Origin of the sequence: Actinomadura soli, from assembly GCF_005889715.1 — a bacterium.
In the GTDB taxonomy this organism is placed as follows: domain Bacteria; phylum Actinomycetota; class Actinomycetes; order Streptosporangiales; family Streptosporangiaceae; genus Spirillospora; species Spirillospora soli.
Window position 1 is genome coordinate 1 of record NZ_VCKW01000249.1, and the last position, 12,094, is coordinate 12,094.

Below are 12,094 nucleotides of genomic sequence, written 5' to 3' on the forward strand. Positions count from 1 at the left end.
CGCCCGCTCCCCCTCCCGCCGCGCCCGTCCCGGACCCCGCGCCCGAACTGGCCGTCGTCAGCGCCGCGGCGCGCGGAAGCCTCAACGGCCGCAGCGGCTACGGCGCCACCGCCGAGGAGCCCGCCGTTCCGGCCGCTCCCGCCCCGGTGGCCGACCCGGAGGCCCTGCGGGCGCTCGTCATCGAGGTCCTCGAACGCCGGCACGGCGACGTCGCCGCGACCCTCGCCGAGGTCAGGGCCCAGGGCCACGTCTGCGACGAGGCCGGCATCCAGCGGATCAGCGACAACCACTGGTTCCCGTACGCGGTGTACCGGCTGCTGGCCAAGCACCACGGCGACGGCGAGCTGGTCGCGCAGGAGCTGAGGTCGCAGGGCATCGCCTACGACCAGGCGGCGCTGGACGAGCTCGTCCGCTCCTGGCGCGTCTGACGCCCGTCCAGCGCTTCGGAGTCCTCCGGAGTGTTTACGACTCTCCGGAGATCACGGCCGAGCCCAGCGACGCCCTGGTGATGCTGTTGGCGGCGGTCTGGATCGTGGAGTTCTCGTTGAGCTCCGTCAGCGTCGCCCGGTTGAGGGCGTAGACCGTGAACGTGTAGGTGTTCACCGACGAGGGCGAGCACGGGCCCTGGTACCCGAAAAGGCTCGCGCTTCCGCGGTAGTAGATCTGCCGGGACCCGGCCGGGACCGGAGGCTGGTAGACGTGCTCGACGTTCTGCGGCAGCCCTGCCACCGTCGCCGGAATGTCGTAGATGATCCAGTGCAGCAGGTTCCGGTTGTCGACGTCCCGCATGATGATGGCGTAGCTCTGGGTCTCGGCCGGGCCGCCCGTCCACGCCAGCGGCGGGGACTCGTTCTTCTTGCGGGGGTCGTTGTCGCCGCTGCTGGTGCATTCGTGGACGATCGGGATCCGCCCGCCCGAGGTGAAGGCGGTGCTCGTGATGGCGAAGGCGGCGCCGCCCGGCCCGGCGTCGGGCGATGAGGACGACGGCACTGAGGCGGCGGCGGTGGAGCCGCCGGCGCAGACGACGAGCAGGGCGGACAACACGACTCGCTTGATGGTCACGGAGGGCTCCTAGAGGGTTTGCGAAAGCTGACTCCCCCGCCCTTCACCCAGGTGGTTCTGGCCGCAGCGTAGGGAACGCGTCCGGCGTCCGCCATTGCAGGCAGTGCCGGATGCGAACCCGTCCTTGTCCCTCCCTGCCAGACTCGGCGCGGCTCGCGCCGGGCCGGTACGGCGTCCGTCAGTAGGCCCACGCGGTTCCGCACAGCGCGATGTCGGCGAGATCGGAGAGGTCCCCGCCGACCGCGCGCCCGAACGGGTCGACGCCGGTCAGGCAGGCGTACCGGGGCGGATCATGCGAAGCGACCAGGGCCACCGACTGCGCGACGCCCGCCTTGGGGGCGATCGTGTGGGTGACGCGCATCGGCTCGCCTTCCTCGAAGCCGAAGAACAGCGTGGTCGCCGGGTCGCCCTTCTGCATGACGCCGTAGCCGCCGCGGGCGTCCGGCTCCATCACGGCGCTGGTGACGACCGCGGCGGCGTCCGGCTGCCGGAACAGGACACGGCCCGCGCGGAGGTCGGCGCCCCGCGCCTCGGTGTCGAGGGCGTGGACGGCGGCGTTCCCGATGTCGCGCGCCGGCTCCCCCGGCCCGCCGCTCCCGACGTCGATCCCGGGCGTGGCGTCCTGCCGGATGTCGCTGAGGACGTAGCCGAGCGTCCGGTCGTCCTCGGCCCAGACGATCTGGCCGACGAGCGCGGGGCCGGGCGTGCTCCACGTGCGGCGGTGCCCGGAGCCGAGGTCGAGGACTGTCACGGAGGCGCCCGGCCGCGGGGCCGACCCGGCCGGTTCCCGGCCGTCCGCGCAGGGAGCGGTCGTGTAGGCGAGTTTGGCGCCGTCCGGGCTCATCGCCAGCCCGCCGACGCGGGCCGGGACGACGTCCCCGGTCAGCGGCGCGATCCCGGTCGCGCGGCCGCCGCCGGTGAGCGTGAAGCGGTAGAGCCGCGATTCGCACGGCTCGTCGCGGGTGGACGCGACCACGAACGTCCCATCGGGACCTCCGAGGATCTCCCGCGCCTCGCCGGCGGACGGCGACGGCGGGCGGACCGAGTCCACCGGCCGGTACCGTCCGTCCCGCCGGAACGCCTCCACCCTGATCCATGGCGTCGGCTCGCCGTCCTGCCGGGGGGACGTCCGGATGCCCCCCACGCTGAGGACGAAGCGCGGCTCCCGGCCGCCGAGGCCCGGGCCGGACGAACCGCCGCCGTCCGCCAGCAGTTGCACCGCGCCGATGGAGACCGCGACCGACGCGGCCAGGGCGATCGGCGCCGCCCATCGTCGTAGCCGCCAGGACGGGGGTTCGCGGTCCTGCGGCTCATCCCGTTCGTCAGCCATCGGATGATCATGCCGCGCCGGATGCCCGCCGTGTGGCTATTCAGCATGATTGGTGGCGGGATCCTCCGGGTCGGCGAGGAGGCGGGACGCGAGGCCGCGCAGCTCGCGGTCCTCGGTGAAGGCGCGCCAGCCGGAGTCCCAGTGGTGGCGCCGGTCGGAGTCGAGGAGGGACCGCGCCGCACCCTGCACGCCCGGCGTCCCCGGCCCCAGCTCCGCGAGGTACCGCATCGCCGCCCACCGCACCGGCAGGTACCGGCCGAGGGCCAGCTCGTGGACCTCCCGCGACAGCGTGGCCGCCGCCGCGCCGGTATCGCCCGTGATCCGCTGGTAGGCGTGGGCGGCCATGACCCTCGTCCAGTCGTCCCGGACGTCGAGGAGCGCCCGCAGCCGCGCGGCGTGGACGGCCGCGAGCGGCCCGAGATCCGCGAGGTGGTCGAGCACGGCGGCTGCGTCGCCGTCCTCCAGGCAGCCCTCCACCGCGGCGATCAGCGGCCCCAGGTCGCCGGTCACCTTCCAGAACGCCCATGGCAGCACGGCCTTCGTGGCGGCCGAGCAGACGAACCCGCCCTGATGGAAGATCTTGACGTCGAGGTCGTCCAGGTCATCGCCGGGATCGGGGCCCTCGGCGATGCCGCGCAGCAGGCCGGGGACGTCGCCCGCCGGGCCGTACGCGTGCTGGAGCGCGGTCCAGTCGACATCGTCCAAGCCCTGGAGGAGCGTCACAAACCGGAGATCATTCCATGGTCCCGGTGTAGGCGGCGATGGTGTTGTCGGCGGCGGTCCGGGCGGACGCCTCGTCGGCTCCCGATTCGACGTGGGCGCTGAACCAGCCCTCGCCGCTCGCCCGCGTGAACTCCTTGCCCTCGTCCGTCATGGCCCACTCCGGGCCCATGTCGCCGTGGACGTCCGCGCCGGACGCCAGGTGCAGCGTGAGGCCGAGGAGCCCCTGGTCCCAGCCGATGCCGACCGCGCCGGGCCCGAACTGCTCCCAGTGGTCGCCGACGTGCGCGATGTGCTCCAGCTCCAGGCGGGACCGGCCGCCGTCCTCGGGCGTCAGCCGCACCTCGATCCAGCTGACCTGGCCGGCGTACTCCCAGGTCGCGAAGTAGCTCTTGGGCGGGTCGCAGCGCTCGATCGTCCCGCTGGCGTTGCCCTCCAGCTCGAAGCGGCCGCCGGGCCGCAGATCGCCGGAGACGGGCAGGAACCAGCGGGAGATGCGGTCGGCGGTGGTCACCGCCTCCCACAGGTCCTCGACGCCCGTGTCGTAGGTCCGGCCGATCGTCACGGTCCGCGCGGTCCCGGCCTCCATCACCCGTTCGCCGACCCGCCGCCGCACGGCGTTGATCTGGCCCGTCACATCGATCATGGCTCGCTCCCTGAGTCGCTTTGATCCAGGCGGCGGGCGCGCTTGCCGCGCGCGATCTCCGTCGCCAGGGCGTCCAGATGCGGCGTCCAGTACCGGCGGAACCGGTCGAGCCAGGCGTCGATCTCCCGCAGCGGACCGGCGTCGACGGCGTAGAGCCGCCGCGTCCCCTCCGCCCGCACCACCGCGAACCCGTTGTCCCGCAGCACCTTCAGATGCTGCGACACCGCGGGCTGCGAGATCCCGAACTCCTCCCGGATGACCGCCGACACCTCCCCGGACGACCGCTCGCCGCCGGCGAGCAGCTCCAGGATCCGGCGCCGCACCGGGTCACCCAGCACATCGAACGCGTGCACGCCCACAAGCTACAGTCTTCACTTATATAAGCCAAGCCTTAAAGACGATTACCCGCCGGCGAGGAGGTCCTCGAACGGCACGGGGTCGTCGTACGGGTCGGCCTTCGCGGGCGCGGGACGGGCGTCCATCAGCGCGGCCAGCTCACCGGCCGCGCGGGTGACGCGGTCGGCGAGGCGGCCGGCGCCGCCGCCCCAGTCCTCCGACGCCGCGTACACCGCGGTCGGGACGACGGCGGCCCGCAGGTAGGCGAACAGCGGGCGCATCGCGAAGTCGATGGCCAGGGAGTGGCGCTCGGTGCCGCCGGTCGCGCCGAGCAGCACGGGCTTCCCGTCCAGGACGTCGCGCTCCAGAACGTCGAAGAACGACTTGAACAGCCCGCTGTAGGACGCGCTGTATATCGGCGTGACGGCGATGAGGCCGTCGGCGTTCGCCACCGTCTCGACGGCGGCGCGGAACGTCCCGGACGGGAAGCCGGTCAGGGTCGCGTCGACCATCGCGTGCGCGTGGTCGCGCAGCTCGATCTTCTCGACGGCGGCGTCCCCGCCGAGGGCCGCGGACGTCGCCGCGGCGAGCCGGTCGGCCAGGAGCCGCGTTGCCGACGGCTGCCCGAGCCCGGCGGAGACGACGGCGAGCGTGCTCATCGGACCTCCTCGGTGATGCGGGAGGCATGGGTCGGAGCGGTCGCGGGGACGTGCGCCGGACGCAGCGCCTCGAACTCCTTGCGCAGCACCGGGACGACCTCCTCCCCCAGCATGTCGATCTGCTCCAGGACGGTCTTCAGCGGCAGCCCCGCGTGGTCCATCAGGAACAGCTGCCGCTGGTAGTCGCCGAAGCTGTCGCGGAACGTCAGGGTCTTGTCGATGACCTGCTGCGGGCTGCCCACCGTCAGCGGCGTCTCGGCGGTGAACTCCTCCAGCGACGGGCCGTGCCCGTACACCGGGGCGTTGTCGAAGTAGGGCCGGAACTCGCCGACGGCGTCCTGGGAGTTCTTCCGCATGAACACCTGCCCGCCGAGCCCGACGATCGCCTGGTCGGCCGACCCGTGCCCGTAGTGCTCGTAGCGCCGCCGGTAGAGGCCGATCAGCCGCTGGAAGTGCTCCTTCGGCCAGAAGATGTGGTTGGCGAAGAAGCCGTCGCCGTAGTAGGCGGCCTGCTCGGCGATCTCCGGGCTGCGGATCGAGCCGTGCCACACGAACGGCGGGACGTCGTCCAGCGGGCGCGGGGTCGAGGTGAACGACTGCAGCGGCGTGCGGAACCGGCCCTCCCAGTCGACGACGTCCTCGCGCCAGAGGCGGTGCAGGAGGTGGTAGTTCTCGATGGCGAGGTCGATGCCGTCGCGGATGTCCTTGCCGAACCACGGGTAGACGGGGGCGGTGTTGCCGCGTCCCATCATCAGGTCCACCCTGCCGCCGGCCAGGTGCTGGAGCATCGCGAAGTCCTCCGCGATCTTCACCGGGTCGTTGGTGGTGATCAGCGTGGTCGCGGTGGACAGGATCAGCCGCTCGGTGCGGGCCGCGATGTAGCCGAGCATCGTCGTCGGGGAGGACGGCACGAACGGCGGGTTGTGGTGCTCGCCGGTCGCGAAGACGTCCAGGCCCACCTCTTCGGCCCTGTCCGCGATCGCGACCATGGCCTTGATCCGCTCGGCCTCGGACGGGACGCTCCCGGTCGTGGGGTCCCGGGTGACGTCGCCGACAGTGAAGATCCCGAACTGCATGCCGGCCTCCCAATAGTAGAACGTTCAATTATTCTACCGGAACCACCCGGCCCGGGCCCGTATTCCTGGATCCGCCGCTAGATGCGGGCGTCCTCCGAGGCCAGGACGGCCTGGATCTCCAGCGCGATGGCGATCTCGTCGCCGAGCATGACCTTGTCGCCCTGGAAGGGGATGTTGAACTCGATGCCGAAGCCGCGCCGGCTGAGGGTTCCGGTCGCGGTGAAGCCCGCGCGGGTGCAGCCCCACGGGTCGGGCCCGACGCCGTGGAACTCGGTCAGCAGCCGGACCGGACGGGTCACGTCCTTGATCGTCAGGTCGCCGTCCAGGTGGTAGCGGGGCGTGCGGCCCCGGCGGCCGATCGCCGCGGGCGCCACACCGGTCGCGGTGAACGTCATGACCGGGTGCTTCTTCACCTCCAGGAAGTCGGACGAGCGGATGTGCTCGTCGCGCTCCGCGCTGCGGGTGTCGATCGAGGCCATCCGGATCTCGGCGCGGGCGCTGGAGTCGAGCGGATCGCCGCCGATCACCACCTCGCCGCCGAAGTCGGGAAACGTGCCGCGCACCGTGGTCATCAGGTGCCGGATCGTGAAGGTGATCTCGGAGTGGACCGGGTCGATGGTCCAGCGGCCCGGTTCGAGGTCGGACGCCTCGGCCCCCATGTCATATCCCCCCAAAGATTGACAACCAGGAAAAACTATCTCAAATTGCCCCTGGTCTGACCGGCGCCCTGCGGGGAATGCTTGATCACATGATCGGAGCTCGGGTCGCATGATCGGGGACCATGTCCTCGCCGGATACGTCAACGACGCCGGGGGCAGGGAGGCCGTCGACCTGGCGTGCGCCATGGTCGCGCTGACCGGCGGGCGGCTGAGCGTGGCGACCGTCCACCCGCCGGGCCTGCCCGCGGCCGCCGGCGAGGCCCGCACGCTGCTGGACCAGGCGGCGGACCTGCTGGACGACCAGCCCGCCGACCTGCACGTCCAGGAGGGGCGCAGCGTCGGCCGCGGCCTCACCGTGCTCGCCAGCCGGATCGGCGCGGACCTGATCGTCGTCGGCTCCCCCGAGGGCGGCGCCCGCGGCCGCATCGGCGTCGGCGCCGCCGCCGACCACCTGCTGCACTCGGCCACCGAGGCCGTCATGCTCGCGCCGTCCGGCCACGCCCCGCCGGACGAGCTCGCCCGCCTCACGGTCATGTACGTCCGGCGGCCCCAGTGCGACGACGCGGTCATCCGCGCCGCGCAGGCGGCCGAGCGCCTGGAGGTCCCGCTCCGCCTGGTCACCCTGGCCGTCGGCGACGTCGGGGACGGCGGGGCCGAACGGCTCCGCGACGACCTGGCCCTCGCCATCCGCCTCGCCGTCGACTCCGCCGAACTGCCGCCCGAGGACGTGTCCGCCGAGCTCGCCGAGGGCGACGACGTCGCCGACGCCCTGGACGACGTCGGCTGGGAGGACGGCGAGATCCTCGTCTGCGCGTCCAGCGAGGACGCCGCCGCGCACCGCGTCTTCGTGGGCGAGGTGGCCCTCAAGGTCCTGCGCGCCGCTCCCTGCCCGGTCACCGTCCTCCCGCGTGGCTACTTCTGACTGGTCCCTTCTGACCGGTTCCACGGAACAGGTTGCCGCCCCCGCTTTACCTTCGCTACATTCCGTCGAGACCGGAACGTGACCTTGGAACGCGGCACGTTCCGACCCCGGTCGGGCGTCACCCTGCCCGAACGAGCGAGGCGGCAGGGAGCGACATGGACCCGATCGGCAAGAAGCTGCTCGACATCGCCAAGCAGGAACTCGGCTACACCGAGAAGGGCGACGGCTACACCAAGTTCGGCGAGTGGTACCGCAAGAACGTCGACGGCGACCACGACGAGTACTTCTCCACCGCCCCCTGGTGCGACATGTTCCTCGCCTGGGCCGCCGACAAGGCCGACGTCACCGAGCAGACCGGGCAGTTCGCCGCCACCACCGACCACGCCAAATGGTTCAAGAAGAACGACGCCTGGGGCCACGAGCCCGAACCGGGCGCCATCGTCTTCTACGACTGGAGCGGCTCCGGCGACCTCGACCAGATCGACCACGTCGGCATCGTCGAGAAGGTCGACGGACGCACCCTCCACACCATCGAGGGCAACGCCGACGGCTACAAGCTCATGCGCAAGACCCGCGACATGGACCACGTCGTCGGGTTCGGCTACCCCGCCAAGATCAAGGTCGCGGCCAAGTACACCCCCAAGCACGCCGCTCCGGCTCCCACCGTCGACAAGGTCGGCTCCCCCGCCACCTCGACGAACACCTTCGAGCGGGAGCACACCTCCCCGCAGAACCTCCCCGCCCAGGAGGTCGTCCTCGGCGGCATCCTCGCCTTCGTCCTCTGCGGCACCCTCGCCCTCACCGCCGGACGCGCCGCCGCCGCCAAGGCCCCCAGCGCGGCGCCGATCCGCGTCCGCAAGCGCGGCAAGCACCACCGTCCGTCCGTCCCGGTCGCCCTGCCCGCCGACATCACCCCGGCCGACCTCGACTCCGCCGACGCCGGCACCGCCGTCATGCCGGCCCTCTCCCTCGCCGCCGCCCACGAGGCGGAGGACCGCGAATTCTGGGGCCGCATCGCCCATCTCGAAGAGGACGGCGAACTCGCGTTCTGGAACTCTCTGCACGCCGAACTCTCCGAGTCCCAGTACGCAAGCACGCCGGGATTCCGCTAGAGTTGTGCGTGTGCGGGCCGCCCCACCGGCCCGCTTGCGGACGTGGCTCAGCTGGTAGAGCATCACCTTGCCAAGGTGAGGGTCGCGGGTTCGAATCCCGTCGTCCGCTCTGAGAGGCCCCGGATTGGCCTCGCTCTGGTGGAGTGGCCGAGAGGCGAGGCAACGGCCTGCAAAGCCGTGTACACGGGTTCAAATCCCGTCTCCACCTCGCAAGGGCGATTAGCTCAGTGGGAGAGCGCTACCTTGACACGGTAGAGGCCACTGGTTCAATCCCAGTATCGCCCACCACGAAGACCCAGGTCACACCGCGAGTGCTGACCTGGGCTCTTTTGTTTTGACGCAGTTGGGCCCGAAATCGGGAGCATATCGGGAGCACGCTGCTCCCGCCCCCCGTCTGGACTACCCGACCCTGGGTAGCGGCCACCCGGGAGCACGCTGCTCCCGGGGGGCCTCCAGCCCGCTGCCACCCACTGGAGCAGCGCCCAGCCAGCAGCGCCCGCCTCTACACAACCGTCCCCTGATGGCAGGGCGAGCCGGCCCAGGGTGTGCTGCGAGCCGCGGCGTACCCGGGCTCCGCCCCGCACCGAACGCGCGGGACAGCCCGATGCCACCCAAACGGCGGCATCGGGCTGTCCAGCATGTGAGGTGTCAGCCACGCCAGCGGCGTTGCAGCCGGGTGACCAGGCGCCTGCGCATGGCGTCGATGACGTGGCTGTAGACGCCCTGGATGCCCTTCATCTTGTGGCCCATCCGCTCGTGCTTGATGACTTCGGGCACGTCCAGTTCATCCAGCACGGTCTTGTGGTGGTGCCGCAGCCCGTGAAAGACCGCGCCGGTCAGGATCGGCGGCTCCGTGCTGCCCGGGGCCAGGCCGCCGTCGCAGGCCGGACGCCAGACACGGCGGCAGAAGTGGGACCGGCGCAGCCATCCACCCCGGGAAGCCACAAAGACCTGGTCCTGATCGTGACCGGCCATCACTTCCTCCAGCAGTTCAGCGAGGAAGGTCGGCAGATCGATCCGTCGGGCGGCGGCCCGGCTCTTGGGCGGCCCGAGCCACAGCCGGGCGCCGACCTCATGCAGGGACCCGACGTCGGGGTCGATCACCAGGTACCCGTCGCCGGTGCGGCAGTTGCCGCGGGCGAGCCCGGCCAACTCACCCCAGCGCATCCCGGTCCACGCGGCCGTGATCACCATGATCTCCATGTCCCGGCCGCCCAGCCGCCGGACCCGCGCACCGATCTGCCGAACCTGCCCGGCCGTCGGTATCGGACGGTCCGTGCCCGAACCGTCATGGTGGCCAGCGCCCAACTGGCCGAGTCTGAGTCCCTGGATAGGGTTGTGGGCGATCATTCGTTCGTTGACGGCTTCGGTGAGGACGATCGACAGCAGGGTGACGATCCCGCTGACGGTGCTGGGCGCATACCGCGCCGCCAACTCCTGCGCCCACTGGGCTCGTTCCAACATGAATTGGCAGGTGGCAGGGGTGGTCTGGGGCGGGTTTGGTGTGGGTTGGCTGGTTGAGCGTTGTGTTGGCGAGTGGGGATCGTTTGCCGGTGGGGTGCTTGCGGGTGCTAGCGGTCGGGGGTGTTCGGGTTGACGTAGTGTCCGGACACGCTCGGGCCACGGTGTGTTCGACATCCTGGCTGTGGGTGCGGTGAGCTGGATGAACACCGTCGGCTGGGGATGGGCGGCGGCTGTTGTCGGGCCGTGCGGTGCCGTGCGGTGCCGGGCGGTGCCGGGCGGTGCCGGGCGGTGCCGGTCTTATCCCGGTTTCGCCTGGGGGGTGGGCGTCCGCAACTGCTTGCTCGGGCATGCGCCAGGCAGGTCTTCCGGTGGGGTCTGCCGGGTGCGGGGGCGAGATGGTTACCGGGTGATCTCGGTGGTGGTGAGCACGAGCAGTGCGCGCAGCAGCCGGGTGGCGTGGCGGGCGTCCATGCGCTCCTTGGTCAGGATGCGCCAGTTCTTCAGGTCGGCGAAGCCGTGCTCAGCGCGGGCGCGTTCACAGCTGAGCAAGGCGTTGGCCCTCTTCTGGGCGGCGGTCAGCTTCTTGCCCCGGGTGGCCTTGATGCCGGTGACGATGACCGGGGCGTCATCGGGCTGGTCGTCCAGGCCGACGAAGCCCAGATCGGCCAGGGCGCCGAGCCCGGCCTCGCGCAGCCGGGCGCACAGGTGGTTATGGCGGGCTGTGGTGATCTCGTTGGAGCGTCCCGGTCTGGCGGCCGAGATCCCTAGCAGGTTGCCGCGCTCGTCGGTGAGCGCGAGGAACAGCAGCCCGTGGACCTTGTGTTTGCCCGAGTAGTTGCGTCGGTCGGCGGGGCCGGCGCGGCGCCGGGTGCGCACCAGCGTCCCATCCAGCAGCACCACGTCCCCACCGGCGGCCGAGATCTTGTTCAGCGCGCGCTCCAGCCGCGGCGCGCGGGCGGCCAGCAGGGCGATGACCTCCAGCACCCAGCGGCGGATCGTCGAGGCCGACACGCCGTTACCACCGGCCATGTCGGCCAGCCGCTGGTCGTGCCGCAGCACCGCCAGCACGATCATCGCGATCCGGCCGGGTGGCAGCTTGCGCCACCGGGATCCGATCGTGCGCAGGTGGCCGCGCAGCACCTCGGCGACGAAGGTGATCGTCGTGCTGGACAGTGGCAGGCGGCACTGGTAGACAGCCTGCCGTGCGCCCTCGGCGGGCTCGTCGATCTTGGTCACACAACTCGACTACCGCCGAGGGCGCCTCAAGATCGACAGCGACACGCCGTCGGCGGCCCACCGGGGTCACGGGCACCGGGTCACGGGCACCGGGTCACGGGCACCGGGTCACGGGCACCGGGTCACGGGCACCGGGTCACGGGCACCGGGTCACGGGCACCGGGTCACGGGCACCGAGTCACGGGCACACGGTGAACCGGCCCGGAGCCGACTCGGTCAGCCAGCCCCGCGCGACCAGCCGCTTGAGCTTCACCCGCACGCCCTCGGTGTGACGCGGCTCGGCCGTCAGCCCCAGCTTGACCGTCACCCGCTTGCACACCGCACCCTGCCCGGCCGCTCCTTCCTCGGCCACGATCTGCATCAGCCGCTGATACTCGGCGGGCAGCTCGGCCACCCCGGCAACCTCGCCGCGGTGCGGTACCACCAGAGCCGGCGACCGCCGACCCTGCTCTTGGCCCTGCACCTCCTCGGCCTGGGCACCGCCCAAGCCCTCATCGGGTTCGGCCAGCAACTGGGGTGACCACCTGCCCGGCCGTGGCGATCCGCTCCAGCTCGGCCTGCACCTGCGCCAGTTCCTTGGTCAGCCGCTGCGCCTGCTCGGCCAGCACCCCGCGCCGTTCGGCGATCCGGTCCAGCAACGGATCCACCGGCCTAACCCCACATTCCCTCGGAGATCTACCTTCTCCGACCCTAACGATCCAAGATCACCGATGCCTGGCAAACAGCCACTCATCAGGCCATCAGCGGGCCCACCGCTAAGCCGTGCATGCGTGCCCCAGCAAGCGATTACGGACGGCCCACCACCCCCACGAACAAGGATAAGACCGGCACCAGCCGCCCGCCCAGCGCCTTGATAACCACCGCCACCACAC

General features: G+C 71.4%; 15 protein-coding genes and 3 tRNA genes. 6 read left to right on the plus strand and 12 right to left on the minus strand.

Features of this window, described 5'->3' with window-relative positions; translation table 11 throughout:
- On the plus strand, window positions 1–428 hold a 428-nt coding region (locus ETD83_RS43010; protein ID WP_205718018.1), incomplete at its 5' end, for a hypothetical protein.
- A 34-nt stretch (window positions 429–462) separates the two neighbouring features.
- Here the strand turns inward: ETD83_RS43010 and ETD83_RS33190 are convergent.
- The 8 genes from ETD83_RS33190 to ETD83_RS33225 form a co-directional block, all read right to left on the minus strand.
- Window positions 463–1,062 (minus strand): YbhB/YbcL family Raf kinase inhibitor-like protein, encoded by a 600-nt coding sequence (locus ETD83_RS33190; protein WP_138649161.1) that lies wholly within the window; start codon window positions 1,060–1,062, stop codon window positions 463–465.
- A 178-nt stretch (window positions 1,063–1,240) separates the two neighbouring features.
- A complete protein-coding gene (locus ETD83_RS33195; RefSeq protein ID WP_138649162.1) occupies window positions 1,241–2,392 on the minus strand; it encodes a hypothetical protein in 1,152 nt (383 codons plus the stop codon).
- A gap of 36 nt (window positions 2,393–2,428) precedes the next feature.
- On the minus strand, window positions 2,429–3,115 hold the full coding sequence (locus ETD83_RS33200) for a hypothetical protein (protein WP_138649163.1): 687 nt from the start codon (window positions 3,113–3,115) through the stop codon (window positions 2,429–2,431).
- A 10-nt stretch (window positions 3,116–3,125) separates the two neighbouring features.
- Window positions 3,126–3,758: an SRPBCC family protein gene (locus ETD83_RS33205; RefSeq protein WP_138649164.1), complete on the minus strand. Its 633-nt coding sequence runs from the start codon at window positions 3,756–3,758 to the stop codon at window positions 3,126–3,128.
- Entirely contained in the window at window positions 3,755–4,111 is a 357-nt protein-coding gene (locus tag ETD83_RS33210; protein WP_138649165.1) for an ArsR/SmtB family transcription factor, read from the minus strand. The genes ETD83_RS33205 and ETD83_RS33210 overlap by 4 nt, the downstream gene beginning before the upstream one ends.
- Before the next feature lie 48 nt (window positions 4,112–4,159).
- Entirely contained in the window at window positions 4,160–4,753 is a 594-nt protein-coding gene (locus tag ETD83_RS33215) for an FMN reductase (protein ID WP_138649166.1), read from the minus strand.
- Window positions 4,750–5,829 carry an LLM class flavin-dependent oxidoreductase gene (locus tag ETD83_RS33220; protein ID WP_138649167.1) on the minus strand — a complete coding sequence of 360 codons (1,080 nt, stop codon included), beginning with the start codon at window positions 5,827–5,829 and terminating at the stop codon, window positions 4,750–4,752. The genes ETD83_RS33215 and ETD83_RS33220 overlap by 4 nt, the downstream gene beginning before the upstream one ends.
- Window positions 5,830–5,906: 77 nt before the next feature.
- Window positions 5,907–6,488 (minus strand): YceI family protein, encoded by a 582-nt coding sequence (locus tag ETD83_RS33225; RefSeq protein ID WP_138649168.1) that lies wholly within the window; start codon window positions 6,486–6,488, stop codon window positions 5,907–5,909.
- A gap of 109 nt (window positions 6,489–6,597) precedes the next feature.
- Here ETD83_RS33225 and ETD83_RS33230 point away from each other — a divergent pair, with 109 nt between their 5' ends.
- The 5 genes from ETD83_RS33230 to ETD83_RS33250 all read left to right on the plus strand — a co-directional run bounded on the left by ETD83_RS33230 (window position 6,598) and on the right by ETD83_RS33250 (window position 8,810).
- The gene (locus tag ETD83_RS33230) at window positions 6,598–7,410 is read left to right on the plus strand and encodes a universal stress protein (protein WP_138649169.1); all 813 of its coding nucleotides are present in this window, start codon (window positions 6,598–6,600) and stop codon (window positions 7,408–7,410) included.
- Between the two features lie 155 nt (window positions 7,411–7,565).
- Window positions 7,566–8,522: a CHAP domain-containing protein gene (locus tag ETD83_RS33235; RefSeq protein ID WP_138649170.1), complete on the plus strand. Its 957-nt coding sequence runs from the start codon at window positions 7,566–7,568 to the stop codon at window positions 8,520–8,522.
- Window positions 8,523–8,558: 36 nt separating this feature from the next.
- Window positions 8,559–8,631: transfer RNA gene (locus ETD83_RS33240), tRNA-Gly, on the plus strand.
- 28 nt (window positions 8,632–8,659) lie between these two features.
- Window positions 8,660–8,730, plus strand: a tRNA-Cys gene (locus tag ETD83_RS33245).
- 5 nt (window positions 8,731–8,735) lie between these two features.
- Window positions 8,736–8,810, plus strand: a tRNA-Val gene (locus tag ETD83_RS33250).
- Window positions 8,811–9,170: 360 nt separating this feature from the next.
- Here ETD83_RS33250 and ETD83_RS33255 read toward each other — a convergent pair.
- The 4 genes from ETD83_RS33255 to ETD83_RS43020 form a co-directional block, all read right to left on the minus strand.
- On the minus strand, window positions 9,171–9,986 hold the full coding sequence (locus tag ETD83_RS33255) for a tyrosine-type recombinase/integrase (RefSeq protein WP_171064576.1): 816 nt from the start codon (window positions 9,984–9,986) through the stop codon (window positions 9,171–9,173).
- A gap of 399 nt (window positions 9,987–10,385) precedes the next feature.
- Window positions 10,386–11,222, minus strand: a complete 837-nt coding sequence (locus tag ETD83_RS33260) for a transposase family protein (RefSeq protein ID WP_138649172.1) — start codon at window positions 11,220–11,222, stop codon at window positions 10,386–10,388.
- A gap of 178 nt (window positions 11,223–11,400) precedes the next feature.
- Complete coding sequence (locus ETD83_RS43015; RefSeq protein WP_171064577.1) at window positions 11,401–11,616, minus strand: hypothetical protein; 216 nt, start codon at window positions 11,614–11,616, stop codon at window positions 11,401–11,403.
- Window positions 11,617–11,713: 97 nt separating this feature from the next.
- Window positions 11,714–11,869, minus strand: coding sequence for a hypothetical protein (locus tag ETD83_RS43020; RefSeq protein WP_171064578.1), 156 nt, complete (start codon window positions 11,867–11,869; stop codon window positions 11,714–11,716).
- Window positions 11,870–12,094: the final 225 nt, after the last annotated feature.

Bases quoted from the DNA above. Each gene is read 5' to 3' on its own strand.
- ETD83_RS33195 (WP_138649162.1), bottom strand. From the start codon at position 2,392: ATGGCTGACGAACGGGATGAGCCGCAGGACCGCGAACCCCCGTCCTGG.
- ETD83_RS33205 (WP_138649164.1), bottom strand. From the start codon at position 3,758: ATGATCGATGTGACGGGCCAGATCAACGCCGTGCGGCGGCGGGTCGGC.
- ETD83_RS33215 (WP_138649166.1), bottom strand. From the start codon at position 4,753: ATGAGCACGCTCGCCGTCGTCTCCGCCGGGCTCGGGCAGCCGTCGGCA.
- ETD83_RS33220 (WP_138649167.1), bottom strand. From the start codon at position 5,829: ATGCAGTTCGGGATCTTCACTGTCGGCGACGTCACCCGGGACCCCACG.
- ETD83_RS33225 (WP_138649168.1), bottom strand. From the start codon at position 6,488: ATGGGGGCCGAGGCGTCCGACCTCGAACCGGGCCGCTGGACCATCGAC.
- ETD83_RS33230 (WP_138649169.1), top strand. From the start codon at position 6,598: ATGATCGGGGACCATGTCCTCGCCGGATACGTCAACGACGCCGGGGGC.
- ETD83_RS33235 (WP_138649170.1), top strand. From the start codon at position 7,566: ATGGACCCGATCGGCAAGAAGCTGCTCGACATCGCCAAGCAGGAACTC.
- ETD83_RS33255 (WP_171064576.1), bottom strand. From the start codon at position 9,986: ATGTTGGAACGAGCCCAGTGGGCGCAGGAGTTGGCGGCGCGGTATGCG.